The 25,862-nt window shown below is 53.8% G+C and carries 18 protein-coding genes; 4 read left to right on the forward strand and 14 right to left on the reverse strand.

The genetic code is table 11. From position 1 onward, the window contains the following. The 6 genes from aalo17_RS09630 to aalo17_RS09655 all read right to left on the reverse strand — a co-directional run bounded on the left by aalo17_RS09630 (nucleotide 1) and on the right by aalo17_RS09655 (nucleotide 5,383). Nucleotides 1-477, reverse strand: a complete 477-nt coding sequence (locus aalo17_RS09630; protein WP_067558765.1) for an S-ribosylhomocysteine lyase — start codon at nucleotides 475-477, stop codon at nucleotides 1-3. 80 nt (nucleotides 478-557) lie between these two features. Further along, nucleotides 558-1,622 (reverse strand): A/G-specific adenine glycosylase, encoded by a 1,065-nt coding sequence (locus tag aalo17_RS09635; RefSeq protein WP_067558768.1) that lies wholly within the window; start codon nucleotides 1,620-1,622, stop codon nucleotides 558-560. A gap of 221 nt (nucleotides 1,623-1,843) precedes the next feature. Continuing rightward, nucleotides 1,844-2,806 carry a type I phosphomannose isomerase catalytic subunit gene (locus aalo17_RS09640; protein WP_067558771.1) on the reverse strand — a complete coding sequence of 321 codons (963 nt, stop codon included), beginning with the start codon at nucleotides 2,804-2,806 and terminating at the stop codon, nucleotides 1,844-1,846. A 233-nt stretch (nucleotides 2,807-3,039) separates the two neighbouring features. After that, nucleotides 3,040-3,870 carry a hypothetical protein gene (locus aalo17_RS09645; RefSeq protein ID WP_067558773.1) on the reverse strand — a complete coding sequence of 277 codons (831 nt, stop codon included), beginning with the start codon at nucleotides 3,868-3,870 and terminating at the stop codon, nucleotides 3,040-3,042. Continuing rightward, on the reverse strand, nucleotides 3,867-4,655 hold the full coding sequence (locus aalo17_RS09650; protein ID WP_067558776.1) for a GHKL domain-containing protein: 789 nt from the start codon (nucleotides 4,653-4,655) through the stop codon (nucleotides 3,867-3,869). The genes aalo17_RS09645 and aalo17_RS09650 overlap by 4 nt, the downstream gene beginning before the upstream one ends. Beyond that, nucleotides 4,649-5,383 carry a LytR/AlgR family response regulator transcription factor gene (locus aalo17_RS09655; RefSeq protein WP_067558778.1) on the reverse strand — a complete coding sequence of 245 codons (735 nt, stop codon included), beginning with the start codon at nucleotides 5,381-5,383 and terminating at the stop codon, nucleotides 4,649-4,651. The genes aalo17_RS09650 and aalo17_RS09655 overlap by 7 nt, the downstream gene beginning before the upstream one ends. Nucleotides 5,384-5,831: 448 nt before the next feature. On the opposite strand from aalo17_RS09655, the gene aalo17_RS09660 reads away from it, so the two are divergent. From aalo17_RS09660 to aalo17_RS09675, 4 genes are read left to right on the forward strand one after another with little or no spacing between them, the layout of a single operon-like run. After that, a complete protein-coding gene (locus aalo17_RS09660) occupies nucleotides 5,832-6,782 on the forward strand; it encodes a sugar ABC transporter substrate-binding protein (protein WP_082743356.1) in 951 nt (316 codons plus the stop codon). A 1-nt stretch (nucleotide 6,783) separates the two neighbouring features. Continuing rightward, entirely contained in the window at nucleotides 6,784-8,091 is a 1,308-nt protein-coding gene (locus tag aalo17_RS09665) for a sensor histidine kinase (RefSeq protein WP_067558781.1), read from the forward strand. Beyond that, a complete protein-coding gene (locus tag aalo17_RS09670) occupies nucleotides 8,088-8,741 on the forward strand; it encodes a response regulator transcription factor (protein ID WP_067558783.1) in 654 nt (217 codons plus the stop codon). Before aalo17_RS09665 ends, aalo17_RS09670 begins: the two co-directional genes overlap by 4 nt. Continuing rightward, entirely contained in the window at nucleotides 8,738-10,036 is a 1,299-nt protein-coding gene (locus aalo17_RS09675; RefSeq protein WP_067558786.1) for an ABC transporter substrate-binding protein, read from the forward strand. Before aalo17_RS09670 ends, aalo17_RS09675 begins: the two co-directional genes overlap by 4 nt. Before the next feature lie 246 nt (nucleotides 10,037-10,282). On the opposite strand, the gene aalo17_RS09680 is transcribed toward aalo17_RS09675, so the two are convergent. The 8 genes from aalo17_RS09680 to aalo17_RS09715 all read right to left on the reverse strand — a co-directional run bounded on the left by aalo17_RS09680 (nucleotide 10,283) and on the right by aalo17_RS09715 (nucleotide 25,664). After that, a complete protein-coding gene (locus aalo17_RS09680; protein ID WP_067558789.1) occupies nucleotides 10,283-15,922 on the reverse strand; it encodes a GH32 C-terminal domain-containing protein in 5,640 nt (1,879 codons plus the stop codon). A gap of 334 nt (nucleotides 15,923-16,256) precedes the next feature. Further along, on the reverse strand, nucleotides 16,257-16,514 hold the full coding sequence (locus tag aalo17_RS09685; protein WP_067558791.1) for a hypothetical protein: 258 nt from the start codon (nucleotides 16,512-16,514) through the stop codon (nucleotides 16,257-16,259). A 70-nt stretch (nucleotides 16,515-16,584) separates the two neighbouring features. Further along, entirely contained in the window at nucleotides 16,585-16,791 is a 207-nt protein-coding gene (locus tag aalo17_RS09690) for a hypothetical protein (protein ID WP_067558794.1), read from the reverse strand. Continuing rightward, a complete protein-coding gene (locus aalo17_RS09695) occupies nucleotides 16,788-17,348 on the reverse strand; it encodes a reverse transcriptase domain-containing protein (protein WP_067558797.1) in 561 nt (186 codons plus the stop codon). Before aalo17_RS09695 ends, aalo17_RS09690 begins: the two co-directional genes overlap by 4 nt. Nucleotides 17,349-17,908: 560 nt before the next feature. Continuing rightward, complete coding sequence (locus aalo17_RS09700) at nucleotides 17,909-18,529, reverse strand: sugar O-acetyltransferase (RefSeq protein ID WP_067558800.1); 621 nt, start codon at nucleotides 18,527-18,529, stop codon at nucleotides 17,909-17,911. Between the two features lie 235 nt (nucleotides 18,530-18,764). Continuing rightward, nucleotides 18,765-21,413 (reverse strand): glycoside hydrolase family 32 protein, encoded by a 2,649-nt coding sequence (locus aalo17_RS13090; protein WP_067558802.1) that lies wholly within the window; start codon nucleotides 21,411-21,413, stop codon nucleotides 18,765-18,767. Between the two features lie 483 nt (nucleotides 21,414-21,896). Beyond that, entirely contained in the window at nucleotides 21,897-24,542 is a 2,646-nt protein-coding gene (locus aalo17_RS09710; protein WP_067558805.1) for a glycoside hydrolase family 32 protein, read from the reverse strand. A 522-nt stretch (nucleotides 24,543-25,064) separates the two neighbouring features. Continuing rightward, nucleotides 25,065-25,664: a sugar O-acetyltransferase gene (locus tag aalo17_RS09715; protein ID WP_067558808.1), complete on the reverse strand. Its 600-nt coding sequence runs from the start codon at nucleotides 25,662-25,664 to the stop codon at nucleotides 25,065-25,067. Nucleotides 25,665-25,862 lie beyond the last annotated feature (198 nt).

A 25,862-nucleotide genomic window follows, 5' to 3' on the forward strand; every position in this document is an offset into this window, starting at 1 on the left:
CTACACCAGTCTGCGCTCGAAGGCATCCGACGAAATGCCCTTTTCCAGAATCTCGCCCGCCCAGGCTTTCGCGCCGGTCAGGGAGTGATCCTTGTAATTGCCGCACTCTTCGGCCCGGGTGCCCGGTACATCCTCCCATTCGGTTTCCAGCACCTGCTCCAGGGCATTCTTCAGGGCCTTTGCCGCCTGTTCCGGATCGCCATGGCCCCATGTCAGGAGATGGAACCCCGTGCGGCAGCCATAGGGGGAACAGTCAATGTAGCCCTCCAGCTGCGGACGCAGGTAGAGCGCCAGCAGGTGCTCCAGGGTGTGGATGGCACCCGTGGGGATCTCCTGCACATTGGGCTGTGTCAGCCGGACATCATAATTGGAAATCACGTCTCCGGCAGGACCGGTCTGTTCGCTGATGAGCCGCACATACGGGGCCTTCACCTTTGAATGGTCCAGGGTAAAGCTCTCGATGGTTGTATCGTTCATATCACTGTTGCCTTTCCGACACCGTCCGCTCCCGGTGTCCTTCTTATCTATAAAGGAATCGCTTCGCCTCGGCACAGCCGTCAGTCCTGTGTGTTTTCACTGACCCGCTCCCTGCCGATGATCCCCTCAGCCAGCAGCCTGCAGGCGGCTTTGTACAGAGGCTGGAAGGCGGTGGGAACCGCCATGCCGGCTTCGATTTCCTCCGGCGTATACATCTGGGCCATGGCCCCTTGTTCGACAGGAACCAGCCAGCCGGCGATATGCCAGATCTTGTGGGTGAAAACATGGTCGTATCGCGGCAGCGGATGGATCCCGGTTGTGTCTTTGGAAACTTCGCCTTCAGGAAAGCCATATAGTCCGGCCAAAAGGCCCTTTGCGGGGCGCTTTTCCAGGTGCATCCTGTACCCGTCTGTATAGATCAGGAAGGTTTTCTCCTCCTCTGTTTTCCGCTTCTTTTCCGGCAGGACCGGCAGTGATGCCGGATCCTTTGCCAGACACCACTGATTCACCGGACAGCCCGCACAGTCCGGCGTTCCCGGGGTGCATACCAGAGCCCCGAGTTCCATGATGGCCTGGTTGAACTCTCCATACGGTTCGATCATGGCATCCAGGACCCGGGCCTCGATTTCCCGCTTCACCGCCGGTTTCGTGACATCCTCCCGGATATCATACAGTCTTGCGAACACCCGCAGCACATTCCCGTCCACCGCAGCGGCTTTTTCGCCAAAGGAAATTGAGGCGATGGCCCCCGCGGTATAAGGACCGATTCCCGGCAGTGTCTGCAGTTCCTTCTTTGACCGGGGCATTCTTTCCCGTGCCACGATCTGCGCAGCCTTCTGCAGATTCCGCACCCGGGAATAATATCCAAGTCCCTGCCAGGCCCTGTGGAGCGTGTCTTCATCCGCAGCCGCAAGGTCCTGCACCGTGGGAAACAGCGTCATGAACCGGTCATAGTACTGCACCATGGCCTCAATGCGGGTCTGCTGGGCCATGATCTCCGACACCCATATGTGGTACGGCTCTCGATCCCGTCGAAATGGCAGATCCCGGTGATGGGCCTGGTACCAGTCCATCAAAGGCCGTGCAAACCCCGGTGCCGGATTGACGGTTTCCGGATCTGCATTCATGCTTCGTTCTGTCTCCATGCAGTCCCTCCTTTGTTTTTGGTGCCTGCTGTCACCTTCGGGCTTGCCTCTGCAGCCACAGGCCCTGTATGCCAGCATCGGCACAGCCCAGTATACACAGCTTCTCACAATCGGGTGAAAGAAAAAACGGGAACACCGGATTTCCGGCTTCCCGTTCTCTTCATGCGTCTGTGCCGGCCTGTCTTGCAGGCGGTCACGGGAATCAGAGGATCTGTTTCTGCTTATACCCGTGTATAGATATAGGCGCAGTTGCCCACGATATCAACCTTGCCGCTGCCTGCGTCGATGAAAATCGAGTCGCCTTTGTTGGCATGCAGCTCGGTGCCGTCATTGGAGATGATCGCATCGCCTTCGATCATGATGATCGAGCCGAAGCTTTCGTCATCCTGGTCAATGGTCACCTTGCCATGCACTTCCGTCACGAAGGTCGTGAAGTAGTTGCAGGTTGCCAGCATTTCGGTTGAAGCCTGGCCGTTGTCCACCTTCTCGCCGATGGGCTTGAAATCGGATTCGATGGGATCGAAAATCGACACATCCAGGGCCTTGTCAACGTGCAGCTCTCTGGGTTTGCCGTCCTTGCCCACCCGTCCGAAGTCATAGACACGGTAGGTGGTGTTGGAGTTCTGCTGGATTTCGCAGATCTGGATGCCGGCGCCAATGGCATGGATCGTGCCGGACTTGATGAAGAACACATCGCCTTTGTGGACCGGAACCGCCCGAAGCAGGTCGAGAACCGTGCCGTCTTCGATGGCCTTCCGGAATTCCTCCCGGTCAGTGTGGCGCTTTACGCCGAAATACAGGAAGGCGCCGGGTTCGGCATCCAGGATGTACCACATTTCGGTTTTTCCGGGCTCACCCTCCACACGCCAGGCATATTCGTCATCCGGGTGCACCTGAATCGACAGCGGCTGCTTTGCGTCGATGAGCTTGATCAGCACAGGGAACCGGTTCATGTCTTTGCAGTCTGTGCCCAGCACCTGCCAGCCTTTGTCTTCAATGTACTGAGAGAGTGTCTTTCCGGCGTCATCGCCTGTCACGACTTCGCTCTGTCCGTCCTTGTGTGTGGACAGTTCCCAGCTCTCGGCCAGGGGATCCATGTCGGTTTTTTTATTGTAGAGTTCTTTCAGCTTGGTCCCGCCCCAGATGTAATCCTTGAACGCGGGGTGCAGTTTCACAATCGCCATTTTTGAAGTACCTCGTTTCTGTCCTCATTATAGAACACAGGGCTCGGAAAGCGAGCCTGTGATGGTTGAATATACGTATTTTTTTATATGTATGCACATATATCAGACAAAGGCAGCGGGCTTCCGTCCTGAAACCCGTGGATTTACAGGTCCCGGGACCATTTGGCCGGCATCGGCATCACTGATCAGGAGAAAAAAGCCTGCATGCGACAGACTGCAGGCAGGCGGATTTGTCAGGGAAGATCATCTGCGGAGCGGCTGTTTTGCGTCAGCCGCTCATGTTCCAGGGCGTTGATCAGATCGTGGCGGAACCGGCGCAGTTCCTGCCGGCTCAGATCGGGCTTGAGCAGCGCCTGCAGCTGCTTGCGGTATTCCTGCCGTATGATCTGTCCGGCTCTGATGTCTGTCTGTCTTTGCATATATCGATGGAGAGAAACGGCAAACCACACATCGAAAGCCGCCAGCATGACCGTCATGAGTACATACTGCTGCCAGGTCGCGGCATAACCACGGGGATAAGACAGACTGATGCAGTAGAAAGCCAGGATGGAAAGACTGGCCAGCAAAGACGTGAGGTACAGAAACAGTGTCTGACTGGGGCTCGAAGAGCGGACTTTTTTCAGGATCAGTCCGTAGATCAGCGCCATGATCCATGTGGCGAGCAGCTGTGCCAGTCCCAGAAGCCAGTGAGTCTGACCAAACAGCACATAAATGTCCTGGGAGAAAATGAACTGCATGTTCAGCAGATGGATCAGAATGTGAACCGGGATTTCACACAGCGGCAGCGGAAGCCAGTACAGGACAAAGCCGAGCAGCCGCTGCTTCAGGCTCAGTTCCGGGTTCATGACCCGAAACAGCAGCAGCAGAGCGATGCAGTTCAGGATATTTTTCAGCAGCGCCCAGTCCAGGGGACAGATGGCATCCAGCGGATACAGGATGAACAGAAAAAACCCGGCATATATCAGAAAGCCCCGACGTCCGGCATCGAAATACAGGCTCAGAAACCAGGACTGCACCAGGCACTGCAGGACCAGAACCAGCAGATGAAGCCAGTTGATGGTCATGCTTCTTCCTCGAGCCAGAGAGTGGCAGTGAACCGGCACCGGCCGTTTTCCATGACACCCTTTAGCTGGCCTCCCTGCTGTGTGCAGAGATCTTCCAGGATCTGCAGTCCGTGTCCGTGACCAGGCCTGTTTTTGCTGGACAGACCGGGGGTGATGGCGGCGTTGTCAGAAACGGAGTTTTCGCAAATGCAGACCAGACAGTTGCGCCGCAGTCCGGCTTCCAGAGACACAAACCGGCGCTCCGACGGACACTGCGAGGCAGCCAGGATGGCATTGTCCAGCAGGTTTGTGAGCAGGCTCAAAAGAATGGCCGAATCCAGCGGCAGGTCTGCCGGAAGCGAGACCTGAAAATGACTGCGGATGTTCTGTTCTTTCATTTCTCTGGACTTCCTGAACAGGATGGCATCCGCCACCGGGTTGTCACAGCGGCTGACATACAGATCCGGAAAGTCCTCCTCCAGGTCCTGGATGACTGACGGGTGTTTCCGGATACGGAACCGTATGGCTTCGATTTCCTGACCGGTCTGCACCATCGCCGCGAGCTGCTCGAGCTCCATGTCCTTCAGTGTTTCCAGTGCCTGGGCCGATGCATCCCGGCGGATCATGGCCATGAGAGACTTCATGAGCAGAAGACAGAGGAAGGCGCTGATTGCAAACAGGCCCAGGATGGCCACCTGTGCCTGTTCATAGCTCCAGCTGCGAAACAGAAATGGCGAAGCGCCGACCATGAGCGCTTCAGACACGAAAAACAGAATCATGTAAATCAGCGGCCTGCCCTTCAGCACAATGATTCCTCCCGGAGCAGGAACCGGCTGTAGGACTGGCGGATTTCAGCCTGATGAGCTCTGGAGACCGGAATGCGCAGTCCGTTGGCAAGTTCGAATTCTGTGCCGTAGAAGGCAGCGGTCATGGAGTAATTCACCACATAGCTGCGGTGACACTGCACAAAGCTGTCCGGCAGCTGTTCGAGCAGAGTGCGCAGATCTTCTCTGGCTTTCAGCACCCGGTTCCGGCAGGTGATGAACGTCCAGCGCCGGACCCGTTCCATGCACAGGATGGACGAAGGCTCCACCCGGTAGATGGCCGTTCCATCGTGGATCACCAGTGGTTTGGGCTGGTCCTGCAGCTGGCGCAGCGCCCTGGACAACGCGGCTTTCAGCCGCTGTTCCTTCTGCGGCTTGTATATGAAGTAGCAGTGTTCCACATCATAGACCTCACAGGATTTTTCCAGGTAGGCGCTCATGAATATCACCGGCGACCCGGGGTCCAGGCGGTGAATGTATCTGGCCAGATCAATGCCGTCTTCCCCGTTGTCCAGGACAATGTCCATGAGAAATATCCGCTTCGTGCCGGCTGTCTGCGGCCCCTGCAGGAGCCGCTGCAGTTCCAGGGATCCTGTGACAGGACGAATGACCAGCTCCGGTGCCAGCTGCGAAAGGATCCGGATCATGTCTTCCCTCTGCAGCGGATCGTTTTCGCAGAGGACCAGCTCATATTGCTTCTTGTCTTCCATGCTTCCCTTTCCTGCAGAACCTTCCGGCAGCCGCATGCCTGGACAGCATGCAGGGAGTTGGATAGAGCCATTGGTCCTGCCAATGGGACCATTATACTGACTGCCTGCCGGATAAAACAGTCTGTTTTAATTCATTCATGGTGATGCTGCTGGTTTTGGGCAGATGATCCGCCGGCTCCGGCCAGGACGAAAACCTCTGACTGGCCTACAGGCAGGCACCGCTTTTTACCTCACGCCAGTTTGCCGGAAGCTGCAGACCGTTCTGCGGTTTTTTCGTACTCTCTGGCACCACTTGACACATGCCGGCATCGGCGGAATCCTGCCATAACTTTATGATTCCAAAGAATCATACGTTTATTTTCAACATATCCCCCGATTCGTCGAATTTCTTTGCAAAATCGTTCTGATAATCAGAAAATGACAGAGGAAGAAAGCGGTGAATTGGACTATGAAGAATCTGAAGGGAAACCTGCGGTTCTGGCTGGTCATGATGGCGGTCTTTGCCCTGGGATCTCTGGTGTTCACAGCGGGAATCATCCGGCGAGAACATCTTGTGTTCGGGGCCACGTACATGACCATGAACAACCCGTTTTATCAGGTCATCAACACGGAACTGCGTAAGGCTGTCACAGAACACGGTGACAGTCTGGTGGTTCGCGATCCCCTCATGAATGCCGACCGGCAGATTGAACAGGTGGAGCAGTTTATAGCCGATGACGTGGACGGGATTTTTGTGAATCCCGTGGACTCCGTATCGCTGGGTCCGGTCCTGCGCCGGGCACAGAAGGCGGGGATCCCGGTGATTGCCGTGGATTCCACGCTCAAGGATGACTCCATGCTGCTGTCGACGGTGATTTCGGACAACTACGATGCAGGCAGGCAGTGTGGCCAGGACCTGCTGGAGAAAACCGATTCCGCCAGGATCTGGCTCCTGCGGCATTCTGAAGCGGTCTCCGCGAGTGACAGGATCCGCGGATTTCTCTCAGTGGTGGAATCCGTCCCGGGGTATACAGTGATCGGGGAAGCCGAATGCGAGGGACAGCTCGAACAGGCCATGCCGGCCATGGAGGAACTCATTCGTCTGCACCCGGACGGATCGGTCGTGATGGCCCTCAACGACCCCTCGGCTCTTGGAGCCATCGCAGCCCTCGAGGAAGCGGGACTGAATTCCGTTCTGGTGTACGGCATTGACGGCACGCCGGACATGAAGAGCCGGATCGCAGTCCATCCCAGTCAGTTCGCGACAGTGGCGCAATCCCCAATCTCCATCGGTTCCATTGCGGCAAGCACGATGTATGAGCATCTGTCCGGAAAACGCGTGCCTCATTACATCCCTGTGGAAGTGTCCCTGATTGACGGGAAAACCATCGGCGGGTATTCCCTGACGGAGTGGCAGTGACATGAATAATATCCTGGCCATGAAGCGGATCCGTCAGGCCATGACGGCACTGAGTTTCCTGCTGGTCCTGTACACCGCCGGCGTCATGCTGGCAGGATCGCTGCACATTGTGGAATCCGGAGAATCCTCTTCCTTTCTGCAGTCCATCCCGCACGCTCCTTCCAGTCCCTGGATGGTGTTCTGGCTGAGTTTCATTCTCTGCAGTCTCCTGAGCTGGCTCATTCTCAATACCGTCCAGGGAAGCAAGTCCGGGATCCTGCTCTGTGCCGGCTTCAAGACACTGCTGGCTTGCATCATCATCTGGAACGTGAACCTGAGCTGCCGTCCACTGCTTCTGCTGGTGTTCTCCGATGTCCTGTACACCATGCGGGGATTCCAGGCCCGGTACATGGTGGGCATCGGCAGTATCCTGACCGGACTGTACCTGCTGTTTTCCTACGAAGTGATCACCCCCATGATCCCCATGGTGAGCACCGGTGTCTACTTTTCGGTATTTGAACACAGCACCTCGAGCCTGCTGGCTTTCGGGCAGTCGCTGCTGGAGTCCGCCACGCTGGTGCTGTTCATCGCCTTCATGTGCGAGTTTCTGATTGACCTGCACCAGGAGAAGGAGAACATCGCGCAGGAACTGAACATGATGAACCGCGTCAACGAAGATCTGCGGCATTATGCACAGATGACGGAACAGATTGCGGAAAGCCGGGAGCGCAAACGGCTGGCCAGGGAAATCCACGACACACTGGGACATGCCCTCACAGGGATTGCGGCGGGCATTGACGCCACCCTGGTGATCATGGACAAAAACCCGGAAATGGCGAAATCCCAGCTGCATCTGGTGCGGCAGGTGGTCTCCGAGGGCATCGGCGATGTCCGCGCGAGTCTTCAGAAACTGCGGCCCGGAGCCCTGGAACAGCGTGGCCTGAAGGGGGCCCTGGAGAAAATGATCCGGGAGTTCGAGTCTGTCACGGCCATGACCATCGACCTGGACTATCAGGCGGATTCTCTGGACGTGGACAAGGCCAAGGAAGATGTGTGTTTCCGCCTGGTGCAGGAGTCCATCACCAATGCCCGGCGCCACGGGGCCGCCACCCATGCAGCTGTCCGTTTCGCGGTCGACGGTGACTGGCTGGTAATCACGGTCCGGGACAACGGCCGCGGACTTCCTCAGAAGACCATCACCTATGGGTATGGCCTGACGCAGATGGAAGAGAATGTCTCTTCTCTGCATGGAATGCTGCACTTTGACGGATCTGACGGCTTTCTGACAGAAGCGCGGATCCCGCTGACGAAAGGAGAATACCGAGAATGAATGTGATCCTTGCAGACGACCAGGCCATGATCCGGGAGTCTCTGAAAATCGTGCTGGAATGCGAACCGGACATCCATGTCTGTGCCACAGCCCAGGATGGAGCCCAGGCTCTGTCTCTCATTGGTCAGATGCCGGTGGATGTGGCGGTTCTGGATATCCGCATGCCCCGGATCGACGGGGTTCTGTGCACCCGGGAAATCAAAAAACGCTTTCCTCATGTGAAGGTGATCATTCTGACCACCTTTGACGATGATGACTTCGTGTATTCCGCCCTGCGGTACGGCGCCTCGGGCTATCTTCTCAAGGGCCTCCCCAGTCAGGATCTGGTCAAGGCGATCAGAACCGTCCATCACGGCGGGGCCATGATCAACCCGGATGTGGCTCACAAAGTGGTGGATATGTTTTCCCGGGTGCCGGAATCCACCGGCATTGAAGTGGAACCCGAAAAGGAAGCGTCCCTGTCAGAGACGGAGCGGGCGATTATCCGCGAGGTGGGAAAGGGCAAGTCCAATAAGGAGATTTCCGGTACGTTGTACCTCTCGGAGGGCACCATCCGGAACTACCTTTCGCAGATTCTTGCCAAGCTGGATCTTCGGGACCGGACCCAGCTGGCCATCTGGGCGGTGCAGTCGGCGATGTTCCGGCTATGAGAACCGGTCAGGTCAGAAGAAGTGTCCTGGGGCTGGCTGTAGCCGGATTGTGTCTGTCCATGGTGATGAACCTCTGCGGCTGCACTCTGACAGGACGCCGTACCCTGCGGCTGGGAATCTATGCGGGCAGTCCCTGGCAGGTGCATGAGTCTTCCGGCTATGAGTATATTGACGAAGCCATCGCGCGGTTTAAAGCGAACCATCCGATGGTGGATGTGGTGTATGAATCCGGGATCCGGATAAACGACTACACCCAATGGCTCGATGATGCCGTGGTGATGGGAGAGGTTCCCGATGTCTTTGTCATGCCCGATGAAAAGTTCGGCGAATACGCCAGTCTGGGGGTATTGAAAAACCTGGATCCCTACCTCCGGCAGGATGACAGCTGTTCGGAATCGGATTTCTTTCCCGCCGCTGTCCAGTCCGGAAAATATCAGTATTCGCAATATGCCCTTCCTTATATGATGAATCCCCGTCTCATGTTCGTGAATGTCTCTTTGCTGAAGGAGGAAGGACTGAAGGTCCCGGAGGAATCCTGGACGCCGGAACAGTTCCTGGCTCTGTGCAGGCAGCTGACCAGGGATCTGAATCACGACGGCACCCCGGATCAGTACGGTGTGGTGGATTACGACTGGCTGGATCTGGCAGAAGCCAGCGGTCTGGACCTCTTCTCCGATGACGGCCACAACGTGGATCTCAGGGGCGATCAGGTGCGGAAAGTGACAGAAACCTATCGGCAGCTGACGGAGTTCATGGGCAGTCAGACAGAGCGGGAGGTGCTCATGGAGGCCGGGCGGGTGGCTTTTGCTCCAATGTCTTATGCGGAGTTCATCACCTACAATCCCTGGCCCTGGAAAGTGAAGAAGTATTCCGGGTTTGACTGGATCTGCATCAGTCTTCCCCAGGCAGCGGACCGGACCATCCGCTATGCCGGGAATAGTCTGGTCATGGGCATGAGCGCCGGGACCCGTGACGGAGAACTGGCCTGGGATCTCATGAAGGAATTCTGTGTGAATCAGACAACTCAGACAGGCATCCTGGAGCATTCTCAGGGAATGTGTGTGCTGCAGACTGACAAGTCTTTGCTGGATGCATTTCTGGATGATTCCGGGCTGTCCGGCGATACGGTGCGGGCGATCATGAACCAGGAAGGGACCAGAGTGCGGTTCTCAAAATATGAATCTGCCAGAGAACAGCTGGCAGACCGGATGGAAAAAGCCGCGGCTGATCCGGAAGATCTGGACCTGCAGCTGGTGGAAATCGAGGAGACAATTCGTTCCTATCTGCGCAGCTGAATCCCTTTCCGACCACAGGCTGATCAGAACACCGAAAGAACAGACAAAGACCGCTTTCCTCTGCCGGCAGGCAGAACGGAAAGCGGTCTTTTTGTGGTATTGACGGATGAAGAATCAAAATGGGCAGTCCAGTGAGCTGTCAGCCCTTCCGGGGCTGCAGCTCCTGGTCTGCCAGAGTCCGGACACAGGCAAGGGAGAGGCAGTCTGTACCGGACACAGACTCATTACACAAATCTGTCAGTGATTTCAGCGGTTTTTCCGGCGTTTCGCACTCCGGATGCCCAGCATGGCTGCAAGGCTTGCACCGGCTGCGGTGAAGAATGCGGCAGCACCTGTCACAGCAGCTGTGGGTGTCTTGCCCGGTGTCTTTGTGCCTGCAGAAGTTCCGGGGTTGGCAGCAGCTTTGACCAGAGCCTTTTTCGCGGCTTCCAGCGCCTTGGCAGCTGCATCCACTTTGGCCTGATCGGCTTTCTCGTCGGCAGCAACGGCTTTGGCATCCTTCAGGGCTGCTTCAAAGGCTTTCCAGCTGTCAGCGGTATAACCGGCTTTGTTCAGTTTTTCCGCCTCGGCAATGGCTTTGTTCAAGGCATCTTTGTTTACGGCTGTGGCAGCTGCAGCGGGTTTCAGGTTTTTCACGGCTTCATTCAGCGCTTTCACAGCTGCATCCACCGCTGTCTGATCCGCCTTGTCATCGGCTGCAGCTTCTTTGGCAGCTGCCAGGGCCGTTTCCAGTGCCTTCCAGCTGTCGGTTGTGTACTCTGCCTTGTTCAGCTTTCCGGCTTCGGCAATGACTTTGTTCAGTTCCGTTTTATCCGTCTGTGTCGGTGTTTCCATCTGACGCAGACCGGCTTTGGCGGTTTCCAGATCTGCCAGGGCTTTGTCTACCGCCGTCTGATCAGCCTTATCATCTGCAGCAACTGCCTGCGCAGATTTCAGAGCTGCGGCAAATGCATCCCAGCTTTCCTGTGTATAAGGAGCAGGATCCACTTTGGAGGCATTTTCGATGGCTTTGTTCAGAGCGGTCTTGTCTGCTTCCTTCGGTTTCAGCGCCTTGACCGCTGCATTCAGATCAGCCAGGGCCTTATCCACTGCTGCCTGATCCGCATCCGGGTTTTCCAGCACGGCAATGGCAGCCTGCACGGCTTTGTCAAGTGCAGCCACAGACTCCTCGGTGTATCCGGTCTTGTCCATGTGATCGGCTTTGGCAGTTTCTTCCTTCAGGGCTTCCTTGTCAACGACAGCAGGCTGTTCAGGGGTTGTCACAATGAAGTTTTTGAAGGATGCCTTGCCATCCCACAGACCAAGACCTACATGAGCGGTATCGAAGTGAGAATCCACGTTGTCATAGGTGTGGGTCAGAACTTCTGTTCCATCCACAGATACTTTGACGGTCTTTCCTTCCTTGGCAATGGTGATGTGGTGGTAGGCATCATCGTTCAGCGGTGCAGCGAGCTGGACAGAGTCTTCATCCACTCCATCTTTCGCAAACCGGAACAAACGCAGATTTGCATTGTCTCTCAGCTGTACAGAATAAGCGCCATTATCAAAGGGGCTGCTGTTGGAGCCAAAGAAAATGTTGACCAGACCCCTGGCATATTTCACATCAGTATCAACCGTGTAGTCGCCGTCATAGGTTTCTTTGGACAGCCAGTAGGCATTCTGGCCATGGTTGTCGTTGATCAGCTCATCATTCTCAATGACCCAGTAGCCATCGGTGATGGTATCTTCAATGTTCGTGTTGAAGTTATCCACCTTGACTGCAACCTGGAAGCTGATGGATTTGTCAGGATCGGACTTCATTGTGGCGGTAACGGTGGCTTCACCCGCCTTGATGCCTGTGATCTGCCCCTTGTCGCTGACAGTGACTATATCCTCGTTGTCGGAACTCCAGAGGATATCCTGGGGTGCAGTCACCGGCATCACATAGACATTCAGTTTCTTTGACTTCCCTGTATATAAAGTCTGGTTCAGGGTATCGGTAGACTGAATGGATGTTTCGGCGTCCGCCTTGTCGGTCCAGGTGGATGCCAGGTTGTAAATCTGGATGTCTGCCTGGCAGGGAGCACCTTCCACAACCACAGATGCTCCCTGGGATGTGGGCAGCGGGAAGATCTGGTTGGCACCTGCAACGGTGTAGTTGTTCGTGAAGACTTCCACACTGGAGGCATCCACAAAGACATGCAGATCAATGGAACCATCCGCATTCCGGGCCGCTTTGGTGGTCTGTTTCAGATCGCCCAGTGTCTGAGAGTTGGTTTCAGAGAACTTGCCGGAAATCTGAATGCCAGACTTGGAGCGGTCCAGGGTAATGGCATCCTTTTCCAGGTCATACACCACAAGAGTTTCCTCACCGTTGGAACCGGTGCGTACCTTGAAGCCCACTTTCTTTGTACCTTCTGCCGGCATAAACCGGGAAACGATTTCATAGCTCGTGCCCTGGAAATCCTTCAGCAGGTCGTTGTCCGGGCCCACTGTGGCGGCATAGGTGGTTCCTTCATCGCGAAGACCTGCATAGGCATCAATGGGGGTCTGAGTCAGACGGTAGACACCGTTGGCGTCTTTGATCAGACCGATCTTCAGATGCAGGTTGAAGGTTCCGTTGTATTTCTGGTTGACTGTGGAGGCTACCTGGTTGCAGTAGTCATCCCATGTATTCATCCAGTTCAGCTCCACGATTTCCGGAATGGTCGGATTTTCTTCGGTCCCGAAGCTGGAAACGTAATAAGTCATCGCCGCGTAGGAATCCCGGCCGAAGTTCATGACGCCGTCTTTGTCCTTGTAGTAGTCATCCGGCACGAAAGTCCATTTGCCGTTGACTTCCTTCAGATCGCCGACCTTGTAATACCGGCCACCTCTGGACAGGATCCACTTCACCTGGCCGTCCACTTCCTGGGGATACAGATCCGGGCATTCCGTGTGCAGATTCGAATAGGTGCTTTCCACTTTCCAGTTGACCATATCCTCACTGGAGTAGATGCGCAGGGGTCCGCCAGCAACCACCATGAACCACTTGTTCTCCCACTGGAAGACCTTTGGGTCACGGAAGTCCATGCTCTGCAGGGGATCATCCGACCAGTCGGCTGCAATCTTGTCCACTTTCTTCCAGGTGTTGCCTTCATCCTCGCTGATAGCCAGCTTGATGCGCTGTCCGTTGCCGTTGACGGTGATGTAGGCAATCAGGCCGCCTTTATCTGTCGAGAACAGCTTGGACGAGTTCGTTTCATCCACGGCAATGCAGCCCGAGAACATCGTGCCATTCATGTCGGGATAGAAGGTGACAGGCTGTTCTTCCCAGTGCACCAGATCCGTGCTCGTGGCGTGCATCCAGTGCATGGGTCCCCACTTGTCGTCATCATAGAACTGATAGAACATGTGGTATTTGCCGTTATATTTCACCAGACCGTTGGGGTCGTTGGCCCAGCCTTCCTTGACGGAGTAGTGGTACTGGCCACGGTAGGGTTCGTTGTAATACTGCGAGTCAGGTCCGAATTTGTGGATATCCAGACGATAGGTCCGGCTGGCCTGGCCATTGGTCACCGTCATGGTGATCCAGTTGATGCCTTCGGCTACCGGAATGTCGTCGCCTTCCTGATAGGTCCTGCCGTCCATTTCGAATGTAACGGAGGAACCATCTGCCTTGTCTGCTGTCAGATAAACTGTCTTCGCATCATTTTTCACATACTGGATCCAGGTGGGAGATTCCGGGAAGAACTGCGCTTTCTTGTCCACGGTGCCATCATGAGAACCCACTGTCACGTCCGTGACTGCCGGTGTGGTCTTTTCATCCAGGTTTTCAAATTTCGTGTTCTGGAAGGTCACTTTGGAGTTCCAGTTCAGCAGGCCATAGTATCCTTCGGTCTTGACAGTACCCTGTCCCAGGTCACCGGGCTGCATGGTGTGGTCACCAATGTTGGCCACCAGGGTATCGTTTACCCAGTACTGCATATTGCCATCAATGCATACCACCTTCAGATGATAGGTATCCGCCTGTTTCACTTCTTTTTCATCAATGAGCTGCAGAGCCTGATCTGCCTGCCAGCGCCAGAATTTGGCTTTATGACTGCCGGCATCCACATTCACGGCATAACCTTCTTTGCCGTCTTCCGTTTCACTGAAGCGGAACAGCAGACCGGCTGCGCCAGAGTTGGAAGCATAGGTCATGTCGGTTTCGTAAATGAAGTTTTTGCCATTGACACCGGAAATCAGGAAAGTGTCACCCTTGTTGGTGGCATCAGAAACCAGTCCTTCATCAGTGGTGGTCCAGGTGCCCCCTTTGATGGTGGATTCTTCCAGGTTGGTATCCCATTTGCTGTCATCTGTGATTTCGAGCTTTTCATCCGGTACCGACACAGTCCGATCCAGGAACTGGATATTGGAGAACGCGGCTTTGGCGCGGAAGGTAAGCAGACCGACATAGCCCCCCTGCCAGGCCGGGATGGTACCCGAGACACTGTGCATGGTTTCACCCACATTGCCGAATTCATAGGTGAATGAACCATCGGACTTTACATCAATGGCAAGATGAATGGGTTTTTCGGGATCCACATCGCTGGTGTTTCCGCCTCCCAGAATGTCCTGTCCGGCGCCGAATACCCGGAAATAGTCGCTGTTGTTTCTGCGGCGGGTATCCATGTTGGCGGCATACCATTTGGATCCTGGAGTTTTGCGGCTGGCGGCACCGAATACCAGCGCTGCGGACATATCCGGTTCCCCATCCTGTCCTTCCAGCAGTTTGACATCGGCTTCGTAATGGAAGTCATTGGCTGCAGTTTTCTGAGATTCCAGCATGGCAAAGTGATCTCCCAGAGCGTCCAGCACCAGGGTACCATCCACAACTTCTGCATTGGCCCCTCCAACATTATTAAAGTTTTCCGGAGCCTGTTCCTGTGCGGTTCTCTTTTCCAGGGCTTCCATGGCTGTCTGCAGGGCCGCCAAGGCTTCATCCACGGCTGTCTGTTCTGCTTTTTCATCCGCTGCCACACTCTGTGCTGCTGTCAGGGCTTCACTGAACGCAGTCCATGTCTCGGCAGTATAGTCGTTCTCACGCAGGGCGGCAGCCTGTTTGATGAGTTTGTTCAGTTCCCGTTTGTCGGTTTCGCCTTCTCCGGGTTCCGGCCGTTTTTCCAATGCAGCCTTCGCTTCTTGCACAGCTGTCAGAGCTGCATCGATTTCTTCCTGGGAAGCAGCAGCCTTTGCCTGGGCAATGGCTGTCTGCAATGCTGCCCAGGTTTCAGGAGTATAGTCGTCTTCCTGCAGCTGGGCGCATTCTTCCAGCAGAGCATCCAGAGCCATTCTGTCCGGTTCGGGAATCACGTCCAGGGTGATGTTGGAGAAGGTGGCTGAGGAGCTGTATGTCATGAGTCCGAAACTGCCACCCTGGTAGTCAGCCGCCAGGGGTGTCTCAATGGCCGGTACTCCATTCACGGAGTAACGGGCTACATTGTCTTCCGTAACGGATACGGTCAGTCTGAATGTGGAGGCCAGAGAAATACTGTTGTCTGCCAGCCAGGTGTTGGCCTGGCCAGTATCACCCGGAACCCGGACATCCACGCCTTTACCATCTCCCCAGAGACGGACAGGCTGTGCCCAGTCAATTTTTCCATGGACATTGGCCCTGTAGTCACCGAAGGCTAGGGCGGCTGACTGCTGCCCCTCTTCGAAATCATTGAATGTGACATCTGCACTGAAGGTGAAATACTTGGCTGTACCAAGCTGATCCAGCCAGGCGATGTTGTTATTGCCATTATTGTCTACGGTCACCGTACCGGCACTGACAGTCTCCGCCTGCACAACCAGCGGCTGAATCATGCTGGTCACCGGGGACAATCCCAGGACAGCGGCCAGGGCAGCATTGCCCGAGCGAATCAAAAGCTGTTTTTTGTTCATAATCAAAAACTCTCCCTTTCTGATTAATTTCAGTATCGAAAAAGAGAGCGCTTTTTTGTAGTGATAAATGTCATGAGATGAAGCCGTCCCGAAAGTTCCCGGGGAAGTACAGGTGACCGGCGTTGAGAAAAAGGCAGTCCACATTTGGAAAACCACCCGGTCAGTTCAGCTGCTTTGAATCTTGCGCCTGCTGTGTCAGATGCCGAGTCAGTTTTCGGATTCTGGCTGCAAGTGTTCTGGTCAGGAAGACAATGCGTTCTTCGCTGATGCCGGTCAGTGCAGCTGTATTTCTCATCATTTCACCATATTCATCCGGAAGTCCTGTCAGCCGGGACTAATCAATCGTCTGCAGGGTGCGGATCAGACGCGGATAGGTCTCAAAGTCTTTTGATGTATTGGAAAACAGTTTGCCAGTCACGTTTTCATACGGCAGACGGTCAGTCGGAACTCCGCAGAACATAGACTGTCCGGTGTCAAAGACCGGTACTGTTCTGCCCCATTCCAGAGTTTCCACTTTTCGAATGACCCCAAAATTTCTCAGATGCCGGTCGGTATTCATGAGCAGATAATCCGTGATGAACGTCTCTTCCATATGCTGTCTGGCATTTTCAATACCATGGTCTTCCAGAATACGGATGTAGTGCTCGTACTCACTGACATCATTAGCTTTTCTGTTCAGAAGCCACGATCTGATCAGCCGTAATGATTTCTTCGTTGTCGGCAACAAAACCCGGGCAGACTGAGATAAGGGATGTTCTGCGCTTTACAACTGCATAGGGACAATAATCAAATCCCAGCAGCTCACACAGTCTCGAAGCCAGCCACTCATTGACCGGTTCCTGTCCGTAGCTTGTATAGTTGCCTTTCACGAGATACCTCTGTTCTCCCTGGCAGATCCAGGTTTTTGGCACCATTCCATCCGTGGTGTTGTTGGGCGAATGAAGACTGAGGCTATGCTCCAATTCCTTTTGGTCAGCTCTCTGATTTTCCCAGTGAGACAATCCAGAGATTTTCCGTAGATCCTTGCCTCCCACATTCCTTTTCGATTTCGCCCGAATCCAAATCCAGGATATTTGATTTCATCTGGTCTGGCGACTTTTGACTTACCGGCGTTCACGATCAGTTTCAGTTTCTCTTCCAGGAATCTGGTGAATCTCAGCCCTCTTCTTTCAAGTTCTTTATGCGCCTGGTCGAGATACAAGTTGGCCAGTACCGCTGAAGGGGGTCCTCCCTGGGGAATACCCGCTTTCGTATGGATAACTTCCTTCCTGATCATGACACCTGCAGTGATGAACTTTCTGGTTAAGGCCGTTAGGTCACTGTTCTGAAATGTGTTGTCGATCAGTCGAATCAGTCGATCCTGGTCGACGGTATCGAAGAACTTTCTCAGATGGATGTTGACAACCCAGTCGTACCCGTCGTTCAAAAACTCAAGGCCTTTAAAGATTGCCTGTTCGTGTGCAAAGCATTTCCAACTGGTGACAACAAATAGTACGTTTGGCCCTTCGCTCCACTTCCATTACAGAGGCTTCTTCACTGCTACGGCTTCGGCTGACTTCCTGTCATTCGTTGTTACTACAGTTGGTGTGCCCTCGTGGATTGACAGTTCCGACTGCTGACAGGATCTGCCCAGGTACACCGAAAGCGGGCAGAGCCAGGTCATACATCTTTCACTCCATCTTCCCGTCGCATTTACCCTATACAGTCTCCCGCAGCTGTTACGATTTGCGCTGGTTGGCACGCTCATCTCCGTATATGGCCTGATGCAATTCGTGTTCCTAGGGCCGAAACTTTGCCGCCGGCTTCTTTCAGAACGCCTGTTACCATGAAGTCCCTTGCCTTAAGCCAGTGGTTAGCGGCTGTGAGGACACACTTTCACAGTGGACTTTCACCACTTAGATGTACGCCATGCCGGGCATACTAGTCAAAAAGGACCTGCAGCCACACAGCCGCAGGTCGCTTTTGCATACATCTCTCCTGACAGAATCAGTCTCCCTGGCTGCCATGACAGTCTGCATCAGGCCGAAATCCCGTCCTGTCCGTTTCGGTGATTTCGCGGATCACCCTGCAGGGTACGCCGGCTGCCACCACATTGGCGGGAATGCTTCTGGTCACCACACTCCCCGATCCGATCACGGTGTTGTCTCCGATGGTCACACCCTGGTTGATGTTCACGCCTCCACCCACCCAGACATTGTTGCCGATTTTCACCGGCTTCGCATAACAGCCGCCGGCTACACGCTCGGCGGGATCAATGGCGTGATTCGATGTATAGATCCCTACCCTCGGGCCGAGCAGCACATTGTTGCCGATTTCAATGCCGCCGCCATCGAGCATGACGCAGTCGAAGTTCGCATAGAAGTTGTCGCCAATGGAGATGTTGAAGCCGAATTCGCAGCGGAAGGAAGGCTCGAAATAGGCCCCGTGTCCTACCGACTTAAAAAGCTGACTGAGAATGGCTTCGCGTTCTGCCTGTGGCTGACCGAAGCTGGCATTGTATTCATTGGTGAGAAACACCGCCTGTTCCCTTGCCTGAATGAGTTCCGGTGTCAGGTCGTTGTACATCTTTCCCGCCAGCATGGTTCGGCGCTGTTCTTCCAGAGTCATGACATGATTCCTTTCTGTAGGCTTGTACTTTAAATAAATTCATTATATGGCGGCGGACACAGGATACAACTCTCTTCTTCTTTGATCCGGAACGCTGTCATCAGACCCCTGCTCATATCGGCTCCTGCTCAAAAAACACCTCCCGCATTATTCAGAAAAAGACCGGCTCCAGTCATGGCCGGTCTTTTTCCCGAGAGAGTTGTATATCAGAAATATGAACAAGTCGCTGTCAGAATCATTCCTGCTCGCGGCGTTTCCTGTTTGTGAAGACTGCACCTGCCAGGGCTCCGATGGCTGTCGCCAGGGTCATGCCAAAGCCGGTCGCTGCAGCTGTCGGAGTACCTTCGGAAGAAACAGAAGCTGCGGATACCGCCTGTGCCGGGGTCTCGCTGACAACCGGTTTCGCTGTGCTGTCGTAAATGTCGGTGACAGTGGTCGGTTTCTCCGGAGTCACGGTAATCGGCTTGTCTGCATTGGCCCGGAGGTTGGTCAGGGCATTGGTCAGAGCATAGTTGGCGAGGTTGATGGAGTTCTGCGTGGAATCCGGGTTGAAGGCTGCGGCAAACGCTGCCTTGTAGGCATCCTGCAGAGCCTTGAAGCTTTCATCTGTGTAGTTGCCCTGTCCGCGCTCCAGCTGGTCTTTCGCATCCGCCAGGGTTCCGGAGAGGTTGCGCATATCGGTGTTGTCTTTGCGATAGCTGTCCATGGTGGCGAAGCTGTAAGTCGCATTGACAGGTGTGCCAACAGCATACAGGTTGAGCAGATCCGCATCCTTGTAGGGGAATACCAGTTCCGTCAGCACGATGGTGTCATTGCCTGCATATACTTCCACAGAGTAGTTGTCCACGAAGACTTTCAGCTTGATCTTGCCATTGGTCATGGCAACCGGTGCGGTGTAGTCCTGCAGGAACTTGAACCAGGTGCCGTTCTGCATGTGATCAGCCGGAGCCTGTTCAGCTGCCATGGACTTGGAACGGTCCACGTGCAGGATTCCAGTATTCACGTCGTACCAGATCGTGGTCTGATAGTCTTTGTTTTTCAGGACCTCCAGAACGACTTTCTCCGTTCCCTTTTCAGGAGCGAACTCGATTTCGAACTGGAACTGCTGAGAGTGAATGCCTTCCAGCGGGTTGGACTTGTCGTCCAGGACAATGTCATCCTTGACTTCCAGGTTCTTCATCTGGTCGTATTCAGCTACCGGTGTCTGCTTCAGGCGCAGTCCTTCCGGTGTGCGCACTACAGACAGGTCGGCCATCAGCGTGAACTGACCATTGTGCTTTTCACCCAGCATCTTGCGGATGCCTTCCAGAGTCACCTTGCTGCCATCCGGCTGACGAACGGTGGAGTTGTCTGCATAGGACCAGTTGGACATCCACTGAACCATGACCACTCTGCCGTCTTCCTTATAGAAGCTCTGGGCTGCATAGGCATCGGGAGCGTAGTTCATGTTCAGCCGCAGCGGAACATCACCGGTCGGGCCATTCATGGTATCGGGAACAAAGGTCCAGACGCCGTCCACTTCCTTGAAGTCGCCGATCTGGTACCAGCGTCCGCCTTCGGAGAGCACGTATTTGTATTCGTCGGTTCCTTCCACAGGCAGATAGTACAGTTCGGGGCATTCGGTGATGATGTCATCCTGCATGGCCTGTGCTGTCCAGGTCTTCAGATCAGGGGAGGAATAGAAGCGCAGCGGTCCGCCGGCTACAGCCATGATCCACTGTTTTGAATCTTCATGCCAGAACACTTTCGGATCACGGAAAGCACTGTTGTTCAGGGGATCCTGAGATGTGGTTCCAATGATGTTTCCCTCGGCATCGCGAACAGCCAGAGGCACATTGTATTCAGAAAGAACTACATTCTTATAGTAATCTTTCTGCTTTTCTGTGAGTTCATGGATGTTACCGTCACGGTCAACATAGACCCTGTCATATCCAAGATCCGGTTCCACCCAGTGGATACCGTCTGTGGAGTAGGCGATAGCCTGACGCTGGGAACCACCACCGGACATGCCTGCAGGTCTGCCGGCCACAGTCCAGACAGCCACAAGACCACCCTGTCCGTCTTTGAAGAATCCGGATGTGTTGTCCTTGTCGTAAACTGCACTGCCGGAGAAATGCCTGCGGGTTCCATCTTCGGATGGGAACAATGCTGCATTGAATGTATCAGGGATATCCAGCTCAGCCCAGTGGACAAGATCCTTGGACACTGCATGCCCCCAGCTCATGGGACCATGATTTACTCCATCGGGATAATACTGGAAGAACAGGTGCCATTCCCCGTTGTAGTAGACCATGCCGTTCGGGTCATTGGACCAGCCTTTTTCATTGGAGAAGTGATACTGTTCGCGGTATGCTTCCTCCTCCTGCTCTTTGTCGACAGCCGGAGTTTCTGCCTTTGCATTCGCTGCCGGGGCTGCGGCTGCTGTGGTTTCGGTTTTCTGCACGGTGGCTTCCGGTGCAGGAGCAGCTGCATCCGTCGGCACTGTGTTCACAGCTGCATCCGGTTCAGTGACTGGAGCCGGTTCCGGGGTTGCAGCCGGTGTCTGCTCAGCTTCTTCAGGTGTTTCTTCCTTTTGCTGATCTTCGGACTGTCCGTCTTCAGCAGGAACCTCTTCTTCTGCCGCAGCAGGGGCTTCGCTTTCCTGACTGTTATACGTTTCTGTTTCTTCCGAAACTGTGATTTCCGCAGAACTTTCAACCGGTTCACCGATGGGACCATCGGGAATGACCGATTCTACGGGAGCCGGCTCCTCGATGACAGGAGCCAGGTTGACATCGTCGTTTGCAAGAATGACTGCACTTGCACCGGAAAGTACCATCATGGCAGAAGCGGGAACCGCCATGGATTTGATCAGATTCGCTTTCGTGTTGTTTTCTTTTTTCATGACTTTCAAAAACCTTCTTGTCTGGAAATAAGTAAAGGAATCAAAGATCTTTGGGGAAGAAAAGAAAGTTATAACTTACAGTACCAATTTACTCCCCTTCTCCAATCGTTTTCAAGCAAATTTGTAAGTGATTACATTTGTCATATGGTGAACGCATCCGAAAGAATTCTTTCGATTAAAATCCATGTTTTAAAACGAAACTCATGACATTTGTTAATTGATAAAACTAAAATCGCCATCATTCGCAGTGAGTTAACTGATGCTTAAATTGATGATTTCGCTAAATTATTTATGTTTTTAAGCGAACAGATTTCAGGTTCTGCCGATTGTTATAAAAAGGTTCCACGTCTGTTCCGCCGGTTTACGGACAGAATTTTCAATCCTGGACCATTCAGAATACAAGAAAAAGACCGGCTCCAGTCATGACCGGTCTTTTTCCCGAGAGAGTTGTATATCAGAAATATGAACAAGTCGCTGTCAGAATCATTCCTGCTCGCGGCGTTTCCTGTTTGTGAAGACTGCACCTGCCAGGGCTCCGATGGCTGTCGCCAGGGTCATGCCAAAGCCCGTGGCTGCAGCTGTCGGAGTACCTTCGGAAGAAACAGAAGCTGCGGATACCGCCTGTGCCGGGGTCTCGCTGACAACCGGTTTCGCTGTGCTGTCGTAAATGTCGGTGACAGTGGTCGGTTTCTCCGGAGTCACGGTAATCGGCTTGTCTGCATTGGCCCGGAGGTTGGTCAGGGCATTGGTCAGAGCATAGTTGGCGAGGTTGATGGAGTTCTGCGTGGAATCCGGGTTGAAGGCTGCGGCAAACGCTGCCTTGTAGGCATCCTGCAGAGCCTTGAAGCTTTCATCTGTGTAGTTGCCCTGTCCGCGCTCCAGCTGGTCTTTCGCATCCGCCAGGGTTCCAGAGAGGTTGCGCATATCGGTGTTGTCTTTGCGGTAGCTGTCCATGGTGGCGAAGCTGTAAGTCGCATTGACAGGTGTGCCAACAGCATACAGGTTGAGCAGATCCGCATCCTTATAGGGGAATACCAGTTCCGTCAGCACGATGGTGTCATTGCCGGCATATACTTCCACAGAGTAGTTGTCCACGAAGACTTTCAGCTTGATCTTGCCATTGGTCATGGCAACCGGTGCGGTGTAGTCCTGCAGGAACTTGAACCAGGTGCCGTTCTGCATGTGATCAGCCGGAGCCTGTTCAGCTGCCATGGACTTGGAACGGTCCACGTGCAGGATTCCAGTATTCACGTCGTACCAGATCGTGGTCTGGTAGTCTTTGTTTTTCAGGACTTCCAGAACGACTTTTTCCGTTCCCTTTTCAGGAGCGAACTCGATTTCGAACTGGAACTGCTGAGAGTGAATACCTTCCAGCGGGTTGGACTTGTCGTCCAGGACAATGTCATCCTTGACTTCCAGGTTCTTCATCTGGTCGTATTCAGCTACCGGTGTCTGTTTCAGGCGCAGCCCTTCCGGTGTGCGCACTACAGACAGGTCGGCCATCAGCGTGAACTGACCATTGTGCTTTTCACCCAGCATCTTGCGGATGCCTTCCAGAGTCACCTTGCTGCCATCCGGCTGACGGACGGTGGAGTTGTCTGCATAGGACCAGTTGGACATCCACTGAACCATGACCACTCTGCCATCTTCCTTATAGAAGCTCTGGGCTGCATAGGCATCGGGAGCGTAGTTCATGTTCAGCCGCAGCGGAACATCGCCGGTCGGGCCATTCATGGTATCGGGAACAAAGGTCCAGACGCCGTCCACTTCCTTGAAGTCGCCGATCTGATACCAGCGTCCGCCTTCGGAGAGCACGTATTTGTATTCATCGGTTCCTTCCACAGGCAGATAGTACAGTTCGGGGCATTCAGTGATGATGTCATCCTGCATGGCTTCAGGGTTCCAGTGAATCAGATCTTTGGAGGAGTAGAAACGAAGCGGTCCGCCGGCCACTGCCATCATCCACTGGCTGGACTCTTTGTGCCAGAACACCTTCGGGTCACGGAAATCACCGTTGGTCAGAGGATCTTCGTTGACAAGGGTCGTTGTTCCATCAGCATTGTGGATAACAGTCCGAAGAGAGCCTTCAGCGAGAACAACGTTCTTGAAGAAATCTTTTTCTTTGTCGTTAAGCTGACGTGTTGTACCGTCGCTGTTCAAAACAACCCGTTCAATTCCCAGGTCCGGCGCCACCCAGTTGTAGCCGTCTGTGGAATAGGCGATACACTGTCTCTGGAAACCGAAATCTCCGCCCCAGACTGCCCCTTCAGGCATGCCGGCCAGAGTCCATACAGCAACAAGACCGCCCTGTCCGTCTTTGAAGAAACCGGACGTATTGTCTTTGTCGACAACTGCCGATCCCGAGAAATGGAAACGCATGCCATGATCTGTGCTGGCCTTGAATACTTCCGGGATTTCATGTTCTGTCCAGTGAACCAGGTCTTTGCTCGTTGCATGCCCCCAGTTCATGGAACCGTGGTTGACCCCGTCGGGATAATACTGGAAGAACAGGTGCCATTCTCCGTTGTAGTAGACCATGCCATTGGGGTCGTTGGACCAGCCTTTTTCATTGGAGAAGTGATACTGTTCGCGATAGGCTTCTTCTTCCTGTTCTTTGTCGACAGCCGGAGTTTCTGCCTTTGCATTCGCTGCCGGGGCAGCTGCTGCTGTGGTTTCGGTTTTCTGCACGGTGGCTTCCGGTGCAGGAGCAGTTGCATCCGTCGGCGCTGTGTTCACAGCTGCATCCGGTTCAGTGACTGGAGCCGGTTCCGGGGTTACAGCCGGTGTCTGCTCAGCTTCTTCAGGTGTTTCTTCCTTTTGCTGATCAGCAGGCTGTTCGCCTTCTGTGGGAACATCCTCTTCTGCCGCAGCAGAGGCTTCGCTTTCCTGACTGTTGTATGTTTCTGTTTCTTCTGGAACAGTGATTTCCGCAGAACTATCAACCGGTTCACCGATGGGACCATCGGTGATGACCGATTCTGCAGGAGCCGGCTCTTCGATGACAGGGACCGGATTGACATCATCGTTTGCAAGAATGACTGCACTTGCACCGGAAAGTACTATCATAGCAGAAGCGGGAACTGCCATGGACTTGATCAGATTCGCTTTCGTATTGTTTTCTTTTTTCATGACTTTCAAAAACCTTCTGGTCTGGAAAATAAGCACAGGGATCAAAGATCTTTGGGGAAAAGAAAGTTATAACTTACAACACCAATCTACCCCCCTTCTCTGATTATTTCCAAGCAAATTTGTAAGTGATTACATTTGTCATATATCGAAATTCTCCTGAAGGAAATTTGGGATGAAATTCATTATTTTTAATCAAAGTTCATGACATATATCACTTGATATGACCAAACACACTATCATTTGAAAAATATAACTATCGCTTAAATCTGCGATATTGAAATATTATTTATGGTTTCAAACGGATTGATTATATCTGCTGCTGATTTTTACAAACAGCTTCCACCCATGTCGCACCAGTTTCGTGCCAGACTTTCCGCTCCAGGTCTGCCAGTTTCCAGGTCCTGTACCACCTTCAAATCTGACAAACAAAAACACCGCACTTTGCATCATCCGAATAAGCAGGTTCTGCGATGTTTTTGATTCTGTCAGCCAGCACCGTCACAGCATAGACAGCCGCTGCCTTTAGTCCACTTCCCCTGTGTAGCCCGTCTTGTCAGCCTCCGTGATTTCGCGGATCACCCGGCAGGGGACTCCTGCCGCGACAACATTGGCGGGAATGCTCCTTGTCACCACGCTTCCGGCGCCAATGACCGCATTATCCCCAATCGTGACGCCCTGCATGATCTGGACTCCGCCTCCCACCCAGACACTGCTGCCGATTTTCACCGGCTTCGCATAACAGCCGCCGGCTACACGCTCGGCGGGATCAATGGCGTGATTCGATGTATAGATCCCTACCCTCGGGCCGAGCAGCACATTGTTGCCGATTTCAATGCCGCCGCCATCGAGCATGACACAGTCGAAGTTCGCATAGAAGTTGTCGCCAATGGAGATGTTGAGACCGAATTCACAGCGGAAGGAAGGCTCAAAGTGCACCCCGTGTCCCACCGACTTAAAAAGCTGACTGAGAATGGCTTCGCGTTCTGCCTGTGGCTGGCCGAAGCTGGCATTGTATTCATTGGTGAGAAACACCGCCTGTTCCCTTGCCTGAATGAGTTCCGGTGTCAGGTCGTTGTACATCTTTCCCGCCAGCATGGTTCGGCGCTGTTCTTCCAGAGTCATGACATGATTCCTTTCTGTATGGTTGTGCTTTAAATGAATTCATTATATGGCGGCGGACACAGGATACAACTCTCTTCTTCTTTGATCCGGAACGCTGTCATCAGACCCCTGCTCATATCGGCTCCTGCTCAAAAAACACCTCCCGCATCATTCACACCGTCGTGAATCGCAGGAGGCATTTTTTCATTCAGCCATAAG

Source organism: Faecalibaculum rodentium, assembly GCF_001564455.1.
In the GTDB taxonomy this organism is placed as follows: domain Bacteria; phylum Bacillota_I; class Bacilli_A; order Erysipelotrichales; family Erysipelotrichaceae; genus Faecalibaculum; species Faecalibaculum rodentium.

Bases quoted from the DNA above. Each gene is read 5' to 3' on its own strand.
- aalo17_RS09630 (WP_067558765.1), bottom strand. From the start codon at position 477: ATGAACGATACAACCATCGAGAGCTTTACCCTGGACCATTCAAAGGTG.
- aalo17_RS09635 (WP_067558768.1), bottom strand. From the start codon at position 1,622: ATGGAGACAGAACGAAGCATGAATGCAGATCCGGAAACCGTCAATCCG.
- aalo17_RS09640 (WP_067558771.1), bottom strand. From the start codon at position 2,806: ATGGCGATTGTGAAACTGCACCCCGCGTTCAAGGATTACATCTGGGGC.
- aalo17_RS09645 (WP_067558773.1), bottom strand. From the start codon at position 3,870: ATGACCATCAACTGGCTTCATCTGCTGGTTCTGGTCCTGCAGTGCCTG.
- aalo17_RS09655 (WP_067558778.1), bottom strand. From the start codon at position 5,383: ATGGAAGACAAGAAGCAATATGAGCTGGTCCTCTGCGAAAACGATCCG.
- aalo17_RS09660 (WP_082743356.1), top strand. From the start codon at position 5,832: ATGAAGAATCTGAAGGGAAACCTGCGGTTCTGGCTGGTCATGATGGCG.
- aalo17_RS09665 (WP_067558781.1), top strand. From the start codon at position 6,784: ATGAATAATATCCTGGCCATGAAGCGGATCCGTCAGGCCATGACGGCA.
- aalo17_RS09670 (WP_067558783.1), top strand. From the start codon at position 8,088: ATGAATGTGATCCTTGCAGACGACCAGGCCATGATCCGGGAGTCTCTG.
- aalo17_RS09675 (WP_067558786.1), top strand. From the start codon at position 8,738: ATGAGAACCGGTCAGGTCAGAAGAAGTGTCCTGGGGCTGGCTGTAGCC.
- aalo17_RS09680 (WP_067558789.1), bottom strand. From the start codon at position 15,922: ATGAACAAAAAACAGCTTTTGATTCGCTCGGGCAATGCTGCCCTGGCC.
- aalo17_RS09685 (WP_067558791.1), bottom strand. From the start codon at position 16,514: ATGGAAGAGACGTTCATCACGGATTATCTGCTCATGAATACCGACCGG.
- aalo17_RS09700 (WP_067558800.1), bottom strand. From the start codon at position 18,529: ATGACTCTGGAAGAACAGCGCCGAACCATGCTGGCGGGAAAGATGTAC.
- aalo17_RS13090 (WP_067558802.1), bottom strand. From the start codon at position 21,413: ATGAAAAAAGAAAACAACACGAAAGCGAATCTGATCAAATCCATGGCG.
- aalo17_RS09710 (WP_067558805.1), bottom strand. From the start codon at position 24,542: ATGAAAAAAGAAAACAATACGAAAGCGAATCTGATCAAGTCCATGGCA.
- aalo17_RS09715 (WP_067558808.1), bottom strand. From the start codon at position 25,664: ATGACTCTGGAAGAACAGCGCCGAACCATGCTGGCGGGAAAGATGTAC.